Annotated in this window: 21 protein-coding genes and 5 tRNA genes; 7 read left to right on the plus strand and 19 right to left on the minus strand. The window is 39.0% G+C overall.

Going from position 1 to position 17,957, the window contains the following annotated elements; genetic code table 11:
- Nucleotides 1-309 precede the first annotated feature (309 nt).
- The 10 genes from BK583_RS20745 to BK583_RS12715 all read right to left on the minus strand — a co-directional run bounded on the left by BK583_RS20745 (nucleotide 310) and on the right by BK583_RS12715 (nucleotide 5,417).
- Nucleotides 310-459: a hypothetical protein gene (locus BK583_RS20745; protein ID WP_166740312.1), complete on the minus strand. Its 150-nt coding sequence runs from the start codon at nucleotides 457-459 to the stop codon at nucleotides 310-312.
- 100 nt (nucleotides 460-559) lie between these two features.
- Entirely contained in the window at nucleotides 560-1,168 is a 609-nt protein-coding gene (gene sodA, locus BK583_RS12675; RefSeq protein ID WP_038479012.1) for a superoxide dismutase SodA, read from the minus strand.
- A 174-nt stretch (nucleotides 1,169-1,342) separates the two neighbouring features.
- A tRNA-Ser gene (locus BK583_RS12680) sits at nucleotides 1,343-1,432 on the minus strand.
- Nucleotides 1,433-1,435: 3 nt separating this feature from the next.
- Nucleotides 1,436-1,512 (minus strand) — tRNA-Ile (locus BK583_RS12685).
- An 18-nt stretch (nucleotides 1,513-1,530) separates the two neighbouring features.
- Nucleotides 1,531-1,606, minus strand: a tRNA-His gene (locus BK583_RS12690).
- A 19-nt stretch (nucleotides 1,607-1,625) separates the two neighbouring features.
- A tRNA-Met gene (locus BK583_RS12695) sits at nucleotides 1,626-1,702 on the minus strand.
- A 3-nt stretch (nucleotides 1,703-1,705) separates the two neighbouring features.
- Nucleotides 1,706-1,780: transfer RNA gene (locus tag BK583_RS12700), tRNA-Asn, on the minus strand.
- 113 nt (nucleotides 1,781-1,893) lie between these two features.
- Complete coding sequence (locus BK583_RS12705) at nucleotides 1,894-3,519, minus strand: Na/Pi cotransporter family protein (RefSeq protein ID WP_055736012.1); 1,626 nt, start codon at nucleotides 3,517-3,519, stop codon at nucleotides 1,894-1,896.
- Nucleotides 3,520-3,760: 241 nt separating this feature from the next.
- On the minus strand, nucleotides 3,761-4,432 hold the full coding sequence (locus BK583_RS12710) for an NfeD family protein (protein WP_307188672.1): 672 nt from the start codon (nucleotides 4,430-4,432) through the stop codon (nucleotides 3,761-3,763).
- A 103-nt stretch (nucleotides 4,433-4,535) separates the two neighbouring features.
- Entirely contained in the window at nucleotides 4,536-5,417 is an 882-nt protein-coding gene (locus BK583_RS12715) for a DUF1002 domain-containing protein (protein WP_055736013.1), read from the minus strand.
- Nucleotides 5,418-5,659: 242 nt separating this feature from the next.
- On the opposite strand from BK583_RS12715, the gene yqfZ reads away from it, so the two are divergent.
- On the plus strand, nucleotides 5,660-5,992 hold the full coding sequence (yqfZ, locus tag BK583_RS12720; protein ID WP_038479003.1) for a protein YqfZ: 333 nt from the start codon (nucleotides 5,660-5,662) through the stop codon (nucleotides 5,990-5,992).
- Between the two features lie 107 nt (nucleotides 5,993-6,099).
- A complete protein-coding gene (ispG, locus tag BK583_RS12725) occupies nucleotides 6,100-7,203 on the plus strand; it encodes a flavodoxin-dependent (E)-4-hydroxy-3-methylbut-2-enyl-diphosphate synthase (protein ID WP_038479000.1) in 1,104 nt (367 codons plus the stop codon).
- Between the two features lie 38 nt (nucleotides 7,204-7,241).
- On the opposite strand, the gene BK583_RS12730 is transcribed toward ispG, so the two are convergent.
- Entirely contained in the window at nucleotides 7,242-7,658 is a 417-nt protein-coding gene (locus tag BK583_RS12730; protein ID WP_055736014.1) for a hypothetical protein, read from the minus strand.
- A gap of 78 nt (nucleotides 7,659-7,736) precedes the next feature.
- On the opposite strand from BK583_RS12730, the gene BK583_RS12735 reads away from it, so the two are divergent.
- Nucleotides 7,737-8,312, plus strand: coding sequence for a 5' nucleotidase, NT5C type (locus BK583_RS12735; protein ID WP_055736015.1), 576 nt, complete (start codon nucleotides 7,737-7,739; stop codon nucleotides 8,310-8,312).
- A 25-nt stretch (nucleotides 8,313-8,337) separates the two neighbouring features.
- Here the strand turns inward: BK583_RS12735 and BK583_RS12740 are convergent, their stop codons facing one another.
- The 6 genes from BK583_RS12740 to BK583_RS12765 all read right to left on the minus strand — a co-directional run bounded on the left by BK583_RS12740 (nucleotide 8,338) and on the right by BK583_RS12765 (nucleotide 12,782).
- Nucleotides 8,338-8,541 carry a DUF1540 domain-containing protein gene (locus BK583_RS12740; RefSeq protein ID WP_038478994.1) on the minus strand — a complete coding sequence of 68 codons (204 nt, stop codon included), beginning with the start codon at nucleotides 8,539-8,541 and terminating at the stop codon, nucleotides 8,338-8,340.
- 105 nt (nucleotides 8,542-8,646) lie between these two features.
- Entirely contained in the window at nucleotides 8,647-9,063 is a 417-nt protein-coding gene (locus BK583_RS12745; protein WP_038478991.1) for a Fur family transcriptional regulator, read from the minus strand.
- A gap of 46 nt (nucleotides 9,064-9,109) precedes the next feature.
- On the minus strand, nucleotides 9,110-9,994 hold the full coding sequence (locus tag BK583_RS12750; protein ID WP_055736016.1) for a metal ABC transporter permease: 885 nt from the start codon (nucleotides 9,992-9,994) through the stop codon (nucleotides 9,110-9,112).
- The gene (locus BK583_RS12755) at nucleotides 9,987-10,757 is read right to left on the minus strand and encodes a metal ABC transporter ATP-binding protein (RefSeq protein WP_038478985.1); all 771 of its coding nucleotides are present in this window, start codon (nucleotides 10,755-10,757) and stop codon (nucleotides 9,987-9,989) included. Before BK583_RS12755 ends, BK583_RS12750 begins: the two co-directional genes overlap by 8 nt.
- Before the next feature lie 125 nt (nucleotides 10,758-10,882).
- Complete coding sequence (locus tag BK583_RS12760; protein WP_055736017.1) at nucleotides 10,883-11,590, minus strand: lytic transglycosylase domain-containing protein; 708 nt, start codon at nucleotides 11,588-11,590, stop codon at nucleotides 10,883-10,885.
- A 139-nt stretch (nucleotides 11,591-11,729) separates the two neighbouring features.
- Nucleotides 11,730-12,782, minus strand: a complete 1,053-nt coding sequence (locus BK583_RS12765) for a two-component system sensor histidine kinase NtrB (RefSeq protein ID WP_236702377.1) — start codon at nucleotides 12,780-12,782, stop codon at nucleotides 11,730-11,732.
- Nucleotides 12,783-13,005: 223 nt separating this feature from the next.
- Here BK583_RS12765 and BK583_RS12770 point away from each other — a divergent pair, with 223 nt between their 5' ends.
- Nucleotides 13,006-13,269, plus strand: a complete 264-nt coding sequence (locus BK583_RS12770) for a DUF2624 family protein (protein ID WP_038478976.1) — start codon at nucleotides 13,006-13,008, stop codon at nucleotides 13,267-13,269.
- An 81-nt stretch (nucleotides 13,270-13,350) separates the two neighbouring features.
- On the opposite strand, the gene BK583_RS12775 is transcribed toward BK583_RS12770, so the two are convergent.
- Complete coding sequence (locus tag BK583_RS12775; RefSeq protein WP_055736018.1) at nucleotides 13,351-14,229, minus strand: deoxyribonuclease IV; 879 nt, start codon at nucleotides 14,227-14,229, stop codon at nucleotides 13,351-13,353.
- Between the two features lie 15 nt (nucleotides 14,230-14,244).
- Nucleotides 14,245-15,603 carry a DEAD/DEAH box helicase gene (locus BK583_RS12780; protein ID WP_055736019.1) on the minus strand — a complete coding sequence of 453 codons (1,359 nt, stop codon included), beginning with the start codon at nucleotides 15,601-15,603 and terminating at the stop codon, nucleotides 14,245-14,247.
- A 139-nt stretch (nucleotides 15,604-15,742) separates the two neighbouring features.
- Between BK583_RS12780 and vrrA the strand changes: the two genes are divergently transcribed.
- The 3 genes from vrrA to BK583_RS12795 all read left to right on the plus strand — a co-directional run bounded on the left by vrrA (nucleotide 15,743) and on the right by BK583_RS12795 (nucleotide 17,949).
- Nucleotides 15,743-16,297 carry a VrrA/YqfQ family protein gene (gene vrrA, locus BK583_RS12785; protein WP_055736020.1) on the plus strand — a complete coding sequence of 185 codons (555 nt, stop codon included), beginning with the start codon at nucleotides 15,743-15,745 and terminating at the stop codon, nucleotides 16,295-16,297.
- 104 nt (nucleotides 16,298-16,401) lie between these two features.
- The gene (locus BK583_RS12790) at nucleotides 16,402-16,893 is read left to right on the plus strand and encodes a CarD family transcriptional regulator (protein ID WP_038478968.1); all 492 of its coding nucleotides are present in this window, start codon (nucleotides 16,402-16,404) and stop codon (nucleotides 16,891-16,893) included.
- Between the two features lie 111 nt (nucleotides 16,894-17,004).
- Nucleotides 17,005-17,949 carry a 4-hydroxy-3-methylbut-2-enyl diphosphate reductase gene (locus tag BK583_RS12795; protein ID WP_038478966.1) on the plus strand — a complete coding sequence of 315 codons (945 nt, stop codon included), beginning with the start codon at nucleotides 17,005-17,007 and terminating at the stop codon, nucleotides 17,947-17,949.
- The last annotated feature ends 8 nt before the right edge of the window (nucleotides 17,950-17,957 follow it).

The following is a 17,957-nucleotide window of genomic DNA, read 5'->3' on the forward strand; positions in this document are numbered from 1 at the left end:
ATGCATAGATTTTTGTAATAAAAAAAGAGGCTAGGACAAAAGTAGGTAGACAGACCAAAATGACGAACATTCCTGAAAATAGGAACGTTCGTCGTTTGTTTTATATGAACATTAGCGGAATGAGAATCCGAAGACTCCTGGGGGTTCAACACGTGTCTGAAGACTCTGAAGTGGCGGTTTTCCACGAATGAGGCTGAGGCCGTGTCCCCGGAAAGCGAAGGATTCTCCTGTAGCGGTGCTACTCAGCATAGTTTAGACTATTCGTCTTTTCAAATACTACTTTTCGTTATGTCCCAGCCTCTTAATGGTTTATTCCTCGCGTTTTGCTGTTGTATATTCATCAAGCGTATCACCATGAGCTGAGTGGTTTTTAAATTGACTTAATCTCCCTGTACGCTTTTCACCGTGATTCTTATTCTCTTTAAACTGGTTGTTTTTCTTTTTATCATGGTTACTCAATACAATCCCCCCATTCTTTTAACTAGTATGCCACCGTAAAGGAAAAAACTATGCAAAAAAGACTACAAGGAAATTCCCTTGTAGTCTTAACCATACTTTCTTATTTTGCTGCTTCGTAGCGCTTAGCCACTTCATCCCAGTTTACCACATTCCAGAATGCTGAAATGTAATCAGGACGGCGATTTTGGTAATTTAAGTAGTATGCATGCTCCCATACATCTAATCCTAAAATAGGTGTTTTCCCTTCAGTAAGAGGAGAATCTTGATTTGGTGTGCTTGTGATTTCTAAATTGCCATTGTTTACAACAAGCCATGCCCAACCAGAACCAAAACGACCTTTTGCTGCATCAGCAAATTTTGTTTTGAATTCGTCAAGGCTACCAAATGTAGAATCGATATCATTTGCTAACGCACCTGTTGGAGCACCGCCACCATTTGGGCTTAATAACTGCCAGAATAATGCATGGTTAGCATGTCCACCGCCGTTGTTGCGTACTGCTGTACGGATGTTTTCTGGTACAGAATCTAAGTTTGCAACAAGATCCTCGATGTCTTTGCTTGCAAGATCTTCGTGACCTTCTAGAGCAGCGTTTAAGTTTGTAACATAGGTGTTGTGGTGTTTACCGTGATGAATCGTCATCGTCTGTTCATCAATGTGTGGTTCTAGCGCATTTGCTGCATAAGGTAATTCTGGTAATTTGTAAGCCATGTTAAAGCTCTCCCTTCAATACTAAACTGATTTTACTTCTCAATTAGATTACCACTAAAAAAAACAAACGGCAACGAATATGCTCACATCTGTTTTACTGATTACTATTCCCTTGAGAAAGAGGATTAAACATGAAAAAACCTTGTTGCAATTGATTGCAACAAGGTTACGGAACGGAGGAAGAGGGATTCGAACCCCCGCGGGCTTTAACACCCCTGTCGGTTTTCAAGACCGATCCCTTCAGCCGGACTTGGGTATTCCTCCAAGTGGTGGACCCTGTAGGACTCGAACCTACGACCAATCGGTTATGAGCCGAGTGCTCTAACCAACTGAGCTAAGGGTCCACTTATCTAAAACTATGATGGGGCGACCGATGGGAATCGAACCCACGAATGCCGGAACCACAATCCGGTGCGTTAACCACTTCGCCACGATCGCCAAAATATTATGTAAGAGTTGGTAGCGGCGGAGGGGATCGAACCCCCGACCTCACGGGTATGAACCGTACGCTCTAGCCAGCTGAGCTACACCGCCAAATGGCTCCACAGGCAGGATTCGAACCTGCGACCGATCGGTTAACAGCCGATAGCTCTACCACTGAGCTACTGTGGAATAATCATCATTTGTCCAATCTGTTAAGGACAAGAGTTATATTATCATGTATTTTTGCATAGTGCAATACTTTTTTCAAAAAAGATCGGACAAACGTCCGACCTTTTTTGAATTTATTGCTCATCAATGACTGCTTCGGCAATATTTACAGAATGGTCACCAATTCGCTCAAGGTTAGAAACAATGTCAACGAAAATAATTCCAGCAGCTCCAGAGCATTCCCCATCATTCATTCGTTTAATGTGTTGCTTTCGAAGCTTTCTTTCCATTTTATCAATTAACTCTTCGTGCTTCAAGACATCGTTTGCTTTATCCAAATCATCTCTTTCTAATGATTCCATCGCTTCTTCTAACGTTGAATAGGTCAATTCGAACATCTCATTCAAGTCTTTCAAGGCAATGTCGGATAAGCTTACTTTATTTGCTTTTTGATAGTCTTTTAGCTCGACAATGTTTTCCATATGATCACCAATACGCTCAATATCCCTTACAGCGTTGAATAAGGTGGAGTGCAAGTTTGAATCAGATGCTGACAAAGAGCGTGAAGATACTTTTATAAGGTAATCGGTAATCTCTTTATCCAGGTTATTAATTGCCAGTTCATATTGAAGAGCAAGGTCAGCATCTTTCTTCTCCCCTGTCTCCATATACTTTATAGCCTGTTTTAAAGCTTTTTTCGAGTAGTCAGCCATGTGAATGACTTCTTGTTTAGCTTGTCCAAGCGCAATAGCTGGTGAGCTTCCAATAAAGATCGGATCAAGATGCTTTGGCTTATAATCTAGATCAAGTTCCTGACCTGGCACAAGCTTCGTTACAATATAAGCAAGTACACCAATTAACGGAAATTGAACAATAACATTCGCTACGTTGTACACCCCGTGTGCAGCTGCAATCTGTAGCGTGTTACTTAAACTAAATTGATTTCCTAAAAAGTCTATAAACATTACATAAAAAGGAAAAACAGACATAATTAAAATGGCACCAATTAAATTAAAGACAACGTGGGTTAATGCAGCACGCCGAGCTGATACCGTTGCACCAATGGCGACTAAAACAGCGGTTAAAGTCGTTCCAATATTATCGCCAATTAAAACAGGTAAGGCCGCCGCTAAATCCATGGCACCTTGTTCATACAATTGCTGGACGAGCCCAATTGCTGCAGTTGAGCTTTGTAAAGCAACCGCGAGAATAACACCAACGACAACCCCTAGTAGCGGATTATCACTCATACGTGCCGTAAAATCAACAAATGGCTCCCAGCCTGCCAACGGACGTAAACTTTGTCCCATTAAGTTTAAACCGTAGAACAATCCTCCGAAACCAAAGATAACTTGACCAATAGCGGTGATTCTTTTCTTTTTAAAAAAGAAAAGCAAGAATGCACCAATCGCCATAATCGGTAATGCATATTCTTTAATAGGCAAACCAATAATAAACGCCGTTGTTGTCGTACCAATATTCGCACCCATAATAACACCAATTGCTTGGCGCAACGTCATAAATCCGGCGTTTACAAGCCCGATTGTCAAAACCGTTGTCGCTGTACTGCTCTGAAGCAATATGGTTACAACAATACCTGAAAGTAGACCCATAAAAGGATTGGTTGTGTATTTATCTAATAACCCTCTTAATCCGTCTCCTGCTGTTTTTTGCAACCCATCTCCCATATATTTTACGGAAAATAGGAAGATTCCGATCCCCCCTAGGAACGTAAACAGCAATACTTGAAACTCACTCACTCATCTCATCCCTTCATAAAAAACTCATTTTTAGGTTTTCGACAAACCTCAACAATGATGTTCCGCATCTATTATTAAACGATCATAAAGAATTTGTAAATATGCATTTAAATATCTTTACACTTTTTTTACAAAACAAATAAATTACAGTCCTACTCATCAGTCGTTTCCTTCAAGATAGGATTTAATACCTAGCTATTCCTATCCAACAAAAAAACCAGCTTGTTTACACAAGCTGGTTTTAGCTATTTTCCTCTGTCGTTACATTTTCTTGTTGCCCATTTTCTGCACGTCTTATTAAAATCCTTGTACCGTCAACAGAAATAACATCGACTTCTGTCCCTGCTTCAATCCATGTACTTCCACTTGTAGCACTATAAGGTTCACCTTCTATTTCCACGGTACCTGTTGGTCGAAAAGCTGTTAACGCTTTCCCTTTTTTCCCGACTAAATTTTTATAGCTTTCATTAATGGAATTGTATCCAGCCTCTGATGAAAGAGATTCTTTAAGAGTCATTTTCGACCACATATTTCGATGCGGGAAAATTTTTAAGAAAAGTAAAGAAGCAACAGCACCAATAACAGTCCCCATACCGACTAAAATACTATAAATCAGATCTGGAGCAGGCGTTGCCAGACCAACAATCATAAATAGAATTCCAATTGCGGCAATGGTTCCATCAGACGTGACATTCCCATCAAAAATAATGAGTGCTAGGCCAATAAGGTAGAAAATAATAACCCAAGTGCTGGCATCACCATTCAAATGATGCAAGAAGTACACACTAATTAACCCAAGACCAAGTAGACCAAATAATCCCTTTGCCCGGACAAGTAATTCTCCAATTAAAAATAGTGTTCCAAGGGTAACAACAAGGAATCCAACTGTTGCTGAATCTAACCAGTCAATCAAGTCAGTAACCTCCATTCATAGAAATTTACTACTACTCTCCCCTTTTTACGTATCATCGCTCTAAAACGTTTCAAAAAATAAAAAAGAGGGGGCTTCCCCCCTATTATGAACTAAAAAAGCTGCGAATGGAATTGAAAAAGCTTTTAATTCCCTCAATCATTCGATCAAAAAATGAGCGAGCTTCTTCACTTTCTAAAAAACCACTTAAATTGTCACGTACTTTATCAAGCTGATTCGAAACGGTATCCCAATCAATATTCAAATCTTTCATTTTCATAAACAGTGCTGACAGTTCATTTACTTGGGAGTCGGTTAACGTAACATTAATTTCTTCTGCTAGCTGAATGATAGTCGTACGCATCTCTTCTTCAGATTCAATGGACGTTGTTGCAATTTTTTCTTTCACTAATGTGATAAGTTCAGCGGCTTCTTCTTCACCAATCGCATCTCCAAGTTCTGCTGTACGAACCATTTCTTCATTCGCAACATTCTTCTGTTCTTCTGGGATTACTTGATCCGTTGCGGACTCATAGGCTTTAATTAAACCTGTTAAAGCAGCAGTTCCCGAAACATTAAATGGGGCTGTTACGTAAACCTCTGCGTCTTTTATTCCGGCTGTAATAAGCGCGTTTGCATACATTTCATTTGTCACCCATGTAATTCGGTCAGATGTTACATGAATACCAGTATCTGGTTCACTTAATGTTATTTTTGAAGATGAAAAGGCTTTACTTCCAATTGTTTGCGCACTAATATAGTCACCTAAATATTTATGCTCTTCTTCATTTGTAACATAAAGTGTTGGCACATCCGAGTCTACTTCCATTCTCTCCAACATCTCATTTTTTTGAGACTCACTCAAATCTTGTCCTAATGTAACAAAAACATCCCCTGGTACAGCATCTGCCTTAGCCACATTCCCCAGTGGGTGCATAAGCAATGATAGTGTCAGAAAAATACTGAATACTTTTAAAAATGGCTTCAAATAAAACTCCACCTTCCTAACGTTCCTACGTAAAACGTTACCCGTTTCCTCTTTTTTAGAAAAGCGACAAAAGACCTAGTTTGTTGTTTAATCCTGTGTATGATTTCTCTTAACTATGTATAAATTAAGTAAACTTACGTGAATGTTGTGAAGCAGGAATATGCCTTTTTTATCTTGAATACATAAAGTGGAGTCATACCAAATAGAGTGCCCATTCTTTAATAAAAGAAGGAGTGTGACTGGTGAAACGCCTTTTGTACATTGCCATTGGGATCATCGTTATTCTTGGTATTCAAAACGATTTAACAGGTTCAACTTTATCAGCACAACTTCCAACCGATGAGAAAGCAAGTATGAACAGTGAACAAGAAAATCCTCCTCCCCTTCCTTTTCAAGAGGTCATTATTGAAAGCGGGCAAACGGTTTTATCTATTGTTGAACATTTACATGACGGACAAGTCAATCACTCAATTGAAGACATATTGGCAGATTTCAGCTTACTAAATGATGGAACGAATCCAAATGCGATCCAAATCGGGAAAACGTATCGGTTTCCCCTTTATCAGAATCCGTAAGTGAATTTCCTTGCCAGAACGCACAAGTGATTGATAAAATAAGCATGAGTCTCCATTGACTGGAGAAAAAGACGGGCAAAGAGCCTCTCAAAGGAGCGATATGGTCTATGACCGAAAGAGTTCATCGAAAACATACTCGTCCCGTTAAAGTGGGAAATTTAACAATTGGCGGTAATGATGAAGTAATCATTCAAAGCATGACAACAACAAAGACACATGATGTTGATGCTACCGTTGCAGAAATTGAACGATTAGAAGAAGCAGGTTGTCAAGTCGTTCGAGTAGCTTGCCCTGATATGCGTGCTGCTGAAGCGATTGCGGAAATTAAAAAACGGATTAACATTCCTTTAGTTGTAGACATTCACTTCAATTATAAATTTGCTTTAAAAGCTATTGAAGGTGGTGCGGATAAAATTCGTATCAACCCAGGCAATATTGGAAAACGAGAGAATGTAGAAGCTGTTGTAAAAGCAGCAAAAGAAAAAGGAATTCCGATTCGAATTGGTGTCAATGCAGGCTCACTTGAAAGACACTTACTAGAAAAGTATGGTTATCCAACTGCGGACGCAATGGTTGAAAGCGCCCTTCACCATATTAAAATTCTAGAAGATCTTGATTTTCACGACATCATCGTTTCCATGAAAGCGTCAGATGTTCATTTAGCTGTTGAAGCCTATGACAAGGCAAGTCAAGCATTTGATTATCCGCTCCACTTAGGTATAACCGAGTCTGGAACACTATTTGCCGGTACGGTTAAGAGTGCTGCGGGAATTGGCGTTCTTCTAAACATGGGTATTGGTAACACACTTCGAATTTCATTGTCAGCAGATCCTGTAGAAGAGGTTAAAGTTGCCCGTGAATTACTTAAATCATTTGGGTTAGCTGCTAATGCTGCTACGTTAATTTCGTGCCCTACCTGTGGACGAATTGAGATCGACCTTATTAGCATTGCCAATGAAGTCGAAGAATACATTTCAAGCATTAAAGCGCCAATTAAAGTAGCAGTACTTGGTTGTGCGGTTAACGGCCCTGGTGAAGCGAGAGAAGCTGACATTGGTATTGCAGGTGCCAGAGGCGAAGGTTTATTGTTTATGAAAGGTGAAATTGTTCGTAAGGTACCTGAAGAGACAATGGTTGAGGAACTAAAGAAAGAAATTGATAAATTAGCTGAAGAACACTATGCAAAACAACGTGAAGCTCAGCCGAATTAATTAAAAAACCGACTCTCAACCAGAGTCGGTTTTATCTTTTATAAGAGCGGAGTAAAGATAAGGGTTGAAAGAACGGATATGGCTCCTATAGCAATCGCCCAAACTCCTAATGTTTTTCGCCCTTTTACAATCGCAATAATGCCTGATATAATCCCTATTGGGCCTAAAAGAAGTGGGACTAAGAATAAAGACGTGATAGCAAATACAATGCCCATTGTCCCAATACCTTTTCCAGAACTATTCTCGAAGTCGTCTTGGCTATCCTCTAGTGAATCAGCTGCAAATTCAGAGGCATACTCTTCATCATAGTTTTGTTTATCTTTTGCATCATAAAGGTATTCAGATCCTTTTTCACCATCATGGCCATCAACGTGGGTATTTACGAAAGTTAATGAAGGATCATCTTTATCCACTAATGTTAACGGTTGTTTGTTTTCTTTCTTTTGATCACTCATATGACATCCCCTTCCATACGAATAGTATTTCTCGTATTAGAAGCAATCATTCTTATTATTTATATTGAGGTGTATAGCATGCAAAGGCGTTTAGGGTTCGATATTGACGGAACCATCACAGATCCTGCAACTTTTATTCCATATATTAACCAAGACTTCCATAAGAATTTTACATTAGACGATATTTCTGATTATGATCTTTCAAAATTATTAAAGATTGACGAAAGCAAATTTTGGGAATGGATGCTTGTTAATGAACCCACTATTTATCGGGATGCACCGTTAATTAAACAAGTTGACCACATTTTAAAGCGTTGGCACGTAGACCATGAATTAATCTTTATTACAGCAAGAAAAAAACAATACGAGGCGATTACCGTTGATTGGTTAAAGCAACATGATATCCCCTATCAACATGTTGAATTAATTGGCCATCACAATAAGCTTGCTGCAGTAAAAGAGCAAGGGGTTGAGCTGTTCTTTGAAGACAAACATGATAATGCCGTTATGATTGCCGAAGAATGTGGCATTCCCGTCATTTTGTTCGATACCCCTTACAATCGATTACCGATACCTGATGACGTGATTCGTGTTTCAAATTGGCAAGAAGCCGAGAGCTGGGTCGAAAATTGGTTAAAAGAAAAAAGGCTTTAGGTGCTCCCTAAAGCCTTTTTGGTTATTATTTTGGTTCAAACGTGTGGCAACATGTCTCTTCGCTTTTCCGCACTTTTCCAAGCTGGTCTAAAACAAATTCCTTACTCGCTTCCATTGAAAATGTTGATTCTAGTTTGTCGGTTTGAACTAGGATTTCCTCTGCCCCACAACGATTTTCCTCTTTCCAATGGCGACAATTAGATACATTACACATTACAATTGGTGTCATGCATTCCCCTCCTTATCAGTAGGGTTCTCTTTTTCCTAGCTATTCATAACGCTTAAATGATGGGAATAAAAAAAACAGAGATGACGACGTCACCTCTGTTTTGTCTTATTGTCGACAAGCTTGACACATTCCGTAAATTTCAAATTTATGACCAGTTACTTGAAAATCAGGGAATCGTTTAAACAATTCTTCATCCATAGGGCAATTATGAAAATGCTCTGTTTTTCCACAGTCTAAACAAATTAAGTGATGATGATGCTCAGACGTTCGACAACTGAAGCGGAACCGTTTTTCACCATCAAGCTCTGTAGTTTCCAACAATTCAAGATCAGCAAACAACGATAAGTTTCTGTATATGGTATCAAAACTTAAAGACGGATATTGATCCTGCATGCTTTCAAGCACGTCTTTAGCTGTCATATACCTTGAATCCTCCGCAAATAAGCGAAGCATATCTTCACGTTTTCCTGTATATTTGTATCCTTGTTCTTTTAAGCGATTAAGTGCATGGGATACATCCATTCAATCAACCCTCTTCTTTGACTTCTGCTTACCAGTGTACCGAATTTCAGCTCGATTGGCTAGTGGAATGTGTTCTTTTTTTAAGAGGAAATCGTCCGATTGTTTTACGATTTCGACCAAATAAAATCGACAGCAGCAAAATAAGAACAGCAAGTAATACAATGACACCGCCTGGTGCTAAGTTTAATTGAAACGCGAGCATAAGTCCACCAATAACAGCCACTTCACCAAAGAGTACCGCGTAGAAAAACAATTGCTTAAACCCTTTAGCGAAGCGCATAGCACTTGCAACTGGTAGCGTCATTAAAGCTGATACAAGCAAAATGCCTACTACCCTCATAGAAGCGGCAATAACAAGAGCCACCATGACCATAAAGATTAAATGAACCAGACGTCGATTAATTCCAGATACCTTTGCTTGCTCCTCATCAAAAGATAAGAAAAACAATTCTTTATAAAACGTCACTAAAATAGCTAATACAATGACTGTAATAACTGTAATTGTAATAAAATCACTTCGATTTACAGCAATAACTGACCCGAATAAATAATTTAACAAATCGGTATTAAACCCATTTGCCATTGAAATAAAAACGACTCCTAAACCAATTCCTGCTGACATAATAATCGGTATCGCAATTTCTTTATAGTGAATATAGACTTGACGGAGCTTTTCCATAAACAAAGATCCACTGACAGAGAAAGCCATACCCATATAAAGCGGGTTGACACCCTGCATAAAAGGAATGTAGCTGCCAAGTAATAAACTAAATGCAATTCCAGATAGCGTAATATGTGAAAGGGCGTCTGCAATGAGAGACATTCGTCTAACAACTAAAAAGACTCCTAGTAAAGGAGCAAGTAACCCAATCATTACGCCAGTGAAAAGAGCATATTGTAAAAAGTCATAAGTTAAAAACGCATTAAGCATGATGCACTCCTTCATGGCTATGAGTTAGCAAATGAACATCATGTCCATAAAAGTCCAACTTATTTTTTTTCGCAGCAAACTCCTCTGTTTTTCCATGAAAGTGAATCGTACGGTTCAAACATGCCACTTTGTTAACGTGATCGGTCATTGCTCCGATATCATGTGAAATTAACAGAAGCGTTTTGCCTAGATCACGATTTAAGGTGTGTAGTAATTCATAAAAAGAAGCAACGCTTTTTGCGTCAATCCCTACCGTCGGCTCATCTAGAATTAATAAATCAGGTTCACTGACTAGTGCTCGGGCGATAAAGACTCGTTGCTGTTGACCGCCAGATAGTTCACCAATGTTTTCATATAGGTAATCCATCATATCCACTTGCTCAATGGCACGATATACCATTTCTTTATGCTTTTTTTTCATAAAGCGAAACAAACCGATTTTTCCAAATAGCCCCATTGATACAACTTCATACACCGTTGCTGGAAAGCCACTACTAAAGCTGTTGGCTTTTTGAGAGACGTATCCAATCCGATCCCATTGCTGAAACGAATCAATCGGTTCGTCAAATACCCTTACTGCTCCATCGTTTGGTTGTAATAGACCGAGCATCATTTTTATTAATGTTGATTTGCCAGAGCCATTTGGACCAACCAACCCTAAAAAATCACCTTGTTTTATTGTTAACGATACATCGCTTAAAACAGGACGACGTCCATATGCGAATGTAATATGATCTAACGTTACGTAATTTTCGCGAATCATTTCTATCCCCCTCATTCAGAATGATTCCGATTTATCTCCACACTATTATACTCTTTTTTTTTATTTTGTCCAGTCATGAGTTGTTTTTTTAAACAAAAGAAAAACGGCTGCAAAAAGCGCCGTTTTTATAAAGAGTCGTGGGTTCTAGCTTGCTGCTGAATCGTTACTGCATAGTCACTTTTTGCATGTCCATTTTCAGCAAGATACGTCTGTAAGCCGCCCATTCCTCTGTGATAAGCTGTAAGTGCCTTATCCCAATCCTCATATTGATCATATAAAAACTGTAAATATTGTACAGATAGATGGATAGCATAGTAAGGATTAAATAAATACTCCTGTTCGTACTTAAGCTCCGCCATGTCCGCAATCCATGGAGCGGTGTTTGTCATAAATTGCGCCATTCCATATGCATGTCCATACTTCGTTTCTGGCCCTACAGCTTTTTCATCAAAAGTCGTCCCACTTTCTACTTTCAGCAGCTCATAGACAAGAAATGGGTCTACGTCTTTTTGATCTGCGATTAACCCTAAGTAGAGACCCCACGATTGCTCAAAGTGACCATCACTATCTTGATACAAAGCATCACTAACTTGCTTTGCTTTTTTCCATGTATCACCGTTGCCTTCCACATTAAAGGATGTGTCTAGCCCGTCGGTTTTAAAGAAAGCCGTTGCTTTCTCGATTTTCTGATATTCGGCTAAATAGGCATCCCGTTCAAGCTTCTCTGCATGAGCGAGCATTTGCCCATTAGTTACCCTGTTTGCATATAGAAATAGGCCTATTAGTAAACCTAGTATACTCAATAAAATAAGCTTTTTTTGATTACGCTTCATACAAACGTCCTCCTCCTTCAGCTCCAAAGTAGGATAGACGATCTTCTTACATTCGTCAACAACTAACATCTTCCAATGCTCAAACTGAAAACAAAAAGCCTTCTAAAAGGCTAAAAAGAAATGAACTCGTTTCGTCACGCTACACAAGAAGCGGAAATGTAAGGATGACTTTTGTACCAACGTCTCGTTCGCTTAGTATTTGAAATTTCCCTCCGTGATCTTCAACAATCTTCTTACACAACGGAATACCCACTCCTGTGCCTTTTTCTTTCGTAGTGAAGAATGGTTTTCCTAACTGTTCAAGTACGTCTTTAGGCATTCCTTTTCCATTATCTATAAGTTCAATATGTACATATTCGCCTATTTCTTTACTTGAAACTTTTAAATACTTGTATGACGCTCCTTCATCAAATGCTTCAATTGCATTACGTAACAAATTTAACATAACTTGCTTAAACATTGATTCATTAATATGGCATATTGAAAAAGATTTATCAAAGTCCACTTGTAATTCCACACTATGCAGTAAACATTCCGCTTTCATTAATTCAACTAGAGATTCGATTAAGTTAGAGGGGGATTGCCATTTGCGATTTGTTTTTTTCCTTGAAACAGATAAAAAATCTTCAATAATAATATTCATTCGGTTTAGCTCTGAAATGATCGTATTGTAATATTTTTGGAAATCACAGGTTAAATGCGATAGTTGCAAAAACCCTTTTATAACGGAAAGAGGATTTCTTAGTTCGTGAGCAACGCCAGCGGCAATGTGCGAGACAGCTTGCATTTGATGTTGGAACGTTAGTAATTCCTCATATTTAGTTTGTAATGATAAATCTTCAAGCATAATAAAATAATAGACATGATTATCTTCCACTTCTGGAATGAATGTAACATTAAGTACATTTCCACCATTCTCATATACACTCTTCGTAATTTGTACATACTTCGTACTAAGTGCCATTTGATCCTGGAAGAACTCTGCAATGCTATGTGTAATGGCGAGCTCACTAATTGAAGAGTGTTGAAGTTCGTCTGCTTTTATATCTGTTAAATAACTAAACATTTCATTCCAAGAAAGTACATTTAAAGCTTGGTCCACTTTTAGATACGGCAAGTTTAACTCCTCAATAAGTGTAAACATCGTTTGGTTATGATACTCATGCTTTCCGTTTATCTCTTTGTGCAACATATCAGTACTCCTATTAGGGGCATTTTTTAATAAAAAATTTTGAATCATCGTACTCACGCCCCCCCTTGTCATTAATCAGAATAACAACTCATCATACTTTTTTCCGAATCTCCGTATAATTAACTCTTATTCGTGAAAAGGCGCACTATTTCCTTTTTTTGTTCTGTTTTTTCTTTTAAATCATATAGTAAAAGTGACTTTCTATTTAAGGAGCGGTGCCAACATGAACTTCATCATGCAACAGCTCATCAATCAGAAAATTAATTCGATTAGTAAAGAGGAATTTCTTCAGCTTGCCGAGAAGCAAGGATACCCTTTAACAAGCCAACAAGCAGATAGCGTTTTACGCATACTCAGGCAACAAACGATAAACGTTGGCAATAAAAAACAAGTGGAAGCCATTATTAATCAACTGACGAATGAAACCGATTCCTATGTTTCGACTACAGTGTCACAATTGTTCCAAAAATATAGTCATATGTTATAAAAAGTTGATCTTGCCATTATTTTACCATTAGATAATAAAAAGAGCACCCTAGTTTTTAAAAACTAGCGGTGCTCTTTTTATTTATTTTTCTATTGGCTCTGTATGTTCTCTTCGAAGTAACGCAATTTCATGTTTATATGGAGGTTTACGATCTTTTTTATCTGCTCCAATAAATGGCGTTTCTAAGATTTTTGGCACGTGTTTAAATTGATCGTGATGAACAATGTAATCTAAAGCCTTTAAGCCAATAAATCCATGCCCGATGTTTTCGTGACGATCCTTTTGAGCATGTCTTTCATTTTTTGAATCATTAACATGAACGACTTTTATTCGATCTGCACCAATAATATGGTCAAATGATTCGAGCACCCCATCAAAATCATTCACAATATCGTAGCCAGCGTCATGAGTATGACACGTATCAAAACATACAGAGAGCCGTTCATTATGAGTCACACCATCAATAATTTTGGCAAGTTCTTCAAATGAACGACCACATTCAGATCCTTTACCAGCCATCGTTTCAAGCGCAATTTGAACATCTCTCTTTTCCGTAAGTACTTCATTTAATCCTTCAATAATTTTCGCGATACCAGCTTCTGGCCCTGCTCCTATATGAGCTCCAGGGTGAAGAACAATTTGCTTTGCGCCTAAAGCTTCCGTTCGCTCTATTTCAGAACGAAGAAAATCAACGCCTAATTGAAATGTTTCTGGCTTTTGGGTATTGGCAATATTGATGATATAAGGGGCATGAACAACGATATCACGAATCCCGTGTTCCTGCATATGTTGTTTCCCTGCATCAATATTTAAGTCTTCAATCGCTTTACGACGTGTATTTTGTGGTGCACCTGTATAAATCATGAAGGTACTTGCACCATATGCTGCTGCTTCTTCACTTGATTGAAGCAACATCTTTTTTCCACTCATTGATACATGTGATCCAATTAATAAAGACATCGTTCAACCTCTCCTTTACTTACTTTTACGGGAACGTAATTTGTTATCTCTCTTATTGCGCTTCTCTTGAGCAACACGTGCTTTTCTTTTATAAGCAGGCTTTACCTTTTTTGGTTTTGCTTTAGCTTTTCCACCTGTTCGCTCTTGTGGCTTTGTTGCCGTTTTATCTGCTTTTTTCTTTTCCCCAGACTGAGGTTTCTGTTGTGAAAAGCCGCCACTACCAATTGGACCTTTTACTTGTTGCCATTCCCCGTCTTTAAACTCGACAAATGTAAAGGATATGCCTTTACTTGATAGCTTACCACACGCGTATTCATCTGTTTTTTCAAATAGCGATAAGGCTATACCATCTGCACCAGCTCTAGCTGTACGTCCAACACGATGTACATAAAAATCTAAATCCGCTGGAAATTCAAAGTTAATAACATGAGTGACACCCTTGATATCCATCCCTCGAGCAGCTAAATCTGAAGCCACAAGGAACTGAACACTTGCATCATCAACTTTTTTCATTACCTTCCGTCGCTCTCTCGATGCAAGGCCTCCGTGCAAACGCTCAACATTTAACGATTCTTTTGCCAATTCATCCGCCACAAAATCCGCTTGCTCTTTTGTGTTCACAAAAATAATTGCTAAATATGGATTAATGTGCTTCACAACATCTTTAAGAACAGTCATTTTATCTTTATGTCGCACTGGAACAAGCTGATGTTTAACTGCTTTTGCAGCTAATGCTTCAGGCTGTACATGAACGTGACGTGGTTGGGACATATATTTCTTTAAAAATGGCTGAAGTTTTTCCGGTATAGTGGCCGAGAAAACCAACATTTGTAGCTCTTCCGCCATTTTACCAGCTACTTTGTCTACATCCTCAATAAAGCCCATGTCGAGCATTTGATCCGCCTCATCTACAATGAGAGTAGTGGCTGTATGTGCTAATAGCGCATTTTGCTGGATTAAATCATTAATTCTTCCTGGTGTACCAACAACAAGATGTGGTTGTTTTGACTTCAAACGATCCATCTGCTTTTGGCGATCTGTACCCCCAACATATAACTGTGCTTGAATCTCCCCTTCAAAGGGCTTTAGTAGCTTTACCACTTCATTATAAAGCTGGTTAGCTAATTCTCTTGTTGGAGCAGTCACAATAGCTTGTAAATGTGTTTCCGTAACCGTTATTTGTTCAATAAGCGGTAACAGAAACGCAAACGTTTTTCCTGTACCTGTTTGAGACTGGCCGATAACATCCTTTTTGTTTAAAATTGCTGGGATCAACCGTTCTTGTATTTCCGTTGGTTTAGATATGTTGGCATCAACAAGTGCTTGTTGTAATTTATCCGTTATTCCGAGTCTTGAAAAATTTTCTGCATTCATAATCATTTCCTCTTTTCCAGTTCCTTCGTGCAATAGTTCATTTTATCATAATTTCATACTAAGTCCAAGGCTTAAATATGCACCGATCACCTATCTTTGCATAGGCTATTATTATTAGATTTTATTAGGAGCGAATGTTATGCAGCCTTATTACGGACCACCCGCTAGTTCTATTCCAATGCAACCGTTATCGAGCGGCTCAAGTCGGTTATTAGGAACCGCTTCGAGTTTTATGCAGCCTACTGCTTCCATGGCTTCAGCACCTATTCAGCATCTAGCAGGAGCAACACGAGGAGGAGGTATTTTAGCTCGTTTACTGGGAGGAGGGCGCTTGACTAGTTTAGGAACATCCGCCGCTTCTGGAGGTCTTAATTTCGCCACCATCCTTGAGAATACGCAACGAGTAATGGGTATTACTCAACAAGTTGCGCCTATGGTTCAGCAATACGGTCCTTTTATTAAAAATGTACCGACTCTCTGGAGAATGATGCGTACCATGCGACAAACGCCAATGAATGAAACGCCTAATGAAATAACGGAAGAAAGGGCCTCTACTGTGCAACATGTTCCAGAACCTGCCGCTACCACTAATGTAGCTCAACCTAGTCCATCACCTGTTGCGAGTAATCCGAGACCTCCACGCCGGCAAAGACCAGAAACACAAGGCGCGTCCCTACCAAAACTTTATATATAAATTGATTTTTAGTTGTTGACAAGCCTCCTATAACGATAGTATAATTTGATATTTGCCTTCAAATGTGTTATACTGATCTTTATAAATCGATTGGAGGAATGTCCATGTTTAAAGTCGGAGACAACGTTGTTTACCCTTATCATGGGGCCGGAAAGATCCAAGATATTGAAGAAAAGAATGTTCTAGGAGAAACACAATCATACTATATTCTGCATTTCCCGCTTGTTGACGTTACCCTCATGCTTCAAGAATCTCGTATCGATCAATCCGGGCTTAGAAAGGTCATCTCCTCCTCTGAAGTTAATCAAGTAGCGGATGCTTTAAAAACGGGCCCTGAGACACCTTTATCTTCCAGTCAATTTTCTAGAGATACAGAGAATTTACTTAAGACTGGAAGTATTATTGATGCTGCTCACCTCGTTTCTTCTTTATCAAAGAAGCAAACCGAACGATCGAACGGTCTTCATATTCAAGATCGACACCACCTCCAAAAAGCGAGACAAATGGTTGCAAGCGAGTTGGCTGTTGTTCAAGAATACTCCGAAGAGCAAGCCTATGAATTTATTGACACAAATTTATTAGAAGAAGCAAATTAATAACGCGTCTTGATTGTCACCTGCGCAGAACTCCTTTACAATAGAAGATGAATTCAAAACACGGCTTTCACTAAACGAAGGCCTGTTTTTAATAGGAGGCCATTAATTTCTATGGACGTATTAAAAATTTCACCAAGAGGCTATTGTTATGGCGTTGTTGACGCGATGGTTATGGCACGTCAAGCTGCACAAAATTTGGACTTGCCGAGACCTCTTTATATACTAGGGCAGATTGTTCACAATCAACATGTTACAGATGCATTTGAAGAGGATGGTATCATCTCTCTTGACGGCCCCAATCGTCTTGAAATCCTCAAGGAAGTCACACACGGGACCGTTATTTTTACTGCACACGGCGTCTCTCCAGAAGTTCGCCGTTTAGCAAAAGAAAAAGGGCTAACCTGTATTGATGCTACTTGCCCTGATGTTACTCGCACTCATGATTTAATTCGGGATAAAGCAGCTGAAGGGCATCAATTTATTTATATAGGAAAGCAAGGTCACCCGGAACCAGAAGGTGCGATTGGTGTTGCTCCTGGCGCTGTACACTTAGTTGAAACAATGGAAGACCTTGAGTCATTAACGTTAGATGACCGTGATATTATTATTACGAACCAAACCACGATGAGTCAGTGGGATGTATCTGATATCATGAAGCGTGCAATGGTTCTTTATCCAAAAGCTGAAGTTCATAATGAGATTTGTTTAGCAACTCAAGTTCGTCAAGAGGCTGTCGCAGAGCAAGCTTCCCAGTGCGATGTTGTGATCGTGGTAGGCGATCCAAAAAGTAACAATTCAAATCGTTTAGCTCAAGTATCACAACAAATTGCTGGCACGCCGGCTTATCGGATTGGTGACCTCTCTCAGCTAGAATTAGACTGGATTAAAGACGCAACTAAAGTTGGCGTCACTTCCGGGGCTTCTACACCAACGCCGATTACAAAGGAAGTTATTACGTTTATTGAAAACTATGATCCAAATAATGAATCGACTTGGGATACAACGAAAAAAGTTCCGATTGAAAAAATCTTACCAAAAGTTCGTGTTAAAAAATAATACTAACA

The organism is Shouchella oshimensis (genome assembly GCF_002019765.1).
Taxonomy (GTDB): Bacteria; Bacillota; Bacilli; order Bacillales; family Bacillaceae_D; genus Shouchella; species Shouchella oshimensis.

What these genes read in the sequence shown, in the direction of transcription:
- sodA (WP_038479012.1), bottom strand. Translation starts at nt 1,168, where the DNA reads ATGGCTTACAAATTACCAGAATTACCTTATGCAGCAAATGCGCTAGAA.
- ispG (WP_038479000.1), top strand. Translation starts at nt 6,100, where the DNA reads ATGACCGAAAGAGTTCATCGAAAACATACTCGTCCCGTTAAAGTGGGA.
- BK583_RS12730 (WP_055736014.1), bottom strand. Translation starts at nt 7,658, where the DNA reads ATGAGTGATCAAAAGAAAGAAAACAAACAACCGTTAACATTAGTGGAT.
- BK583_RS12735 (WP_055736015.1), top strand. Translation starts at nt 7,737, where the DNA reads ATGCAAAGGCGTTTAGGGTTCGATATTGACGGAACCATCACAGATCCT.
- BK583_RS12740 (WP_038478994.1), bottom strand. Translation starts at nt 8,541, where the DNA reads ATGACACCAATTGTAATGTGTAATGTATCTAATTGTCGCCATTGGAAA.
- BK583_RS12745 (WP_038478991.1), bottom strand. Translation starts at nt 9,063, where the DNA reads ATGGATGTATCCCATGCACTTAATCGCTTAAAAGAACAAGGATACAAA.
- BK583_RS12750 (WP_055736016.1), bottom strand. Translation starts at nt 9,994, where the DNA reads ATGCTTAATGCGTTTTTAACTTATGACTTTTTACAATATGCTCTTTTC.
- BK583_RS12755 (WP_038478985.1), bottom strand. Translation starts at nt 10,757, where the DNA reads ATGATTCGCGAAAATTACGTAACGTTAGATCATATTACATTCGCATAT.
- BK583_RS12760 (WP_055736017.1), bottom strand. Translation starts at nt 11,590, where the DNA reads ATGAAGCGTAATCAAAAAAAGCTTATTTTATTGAGTATACTAGGTTTA.
- BK583_RS12765 (WP_236702377.1), bottom strand. Translation starts at nt 12,782, where the DNA reads ATGTTGCACAAAGAGATAAACGGAAAGCATGAGTATCATAACCAAACG.
- BK583_RS12770 (WP_038478976.1), top strand. Translation starts at nt 13,006, where the DNA reads ATGAACTTCATCATGCAACAGCTCATCAATCAGAAAATTAATTCGATT.
- BK583_RS12775 (WP_055736018.1), bottom strand. Translation starts at nt 14,229, where the DNA reads ATGTCTTTATTAATTGGATCACATGTATCAATGAGTGGAAAAAAGATG.
- BK583_RS12780 (WP_055736019.1), bottom strand. Translation starts at nt 15,603, where the DNA reads ATGAATGCAGAAAATTTTTCAAGACTCGGAATAACGGATAAATTACAA.
- vrrA (WP_055736020.1), top strand. Translation starts at nt 15,743, where the DNA reads ATGCAGCCTTATTACGGACCACCCGCTAGTTCTATTCCAATGCAACCG.
- BK583_RS12790 (WP_038478968.1), top strand. Translation starts at nt 16,402, where the DNA reads ATGTTTAAAGTCGGAGACAACGTTGTTTACCCTTATCATGGGGCCGGA.
- BK583_RS12795 (WP_038478966.1), top strand. Translation starts at nt 17,005, where the DNA reads ATGGACGTATTAAAAATTTCACCAAGAGGCTATTGTTATGGCGTTGTT.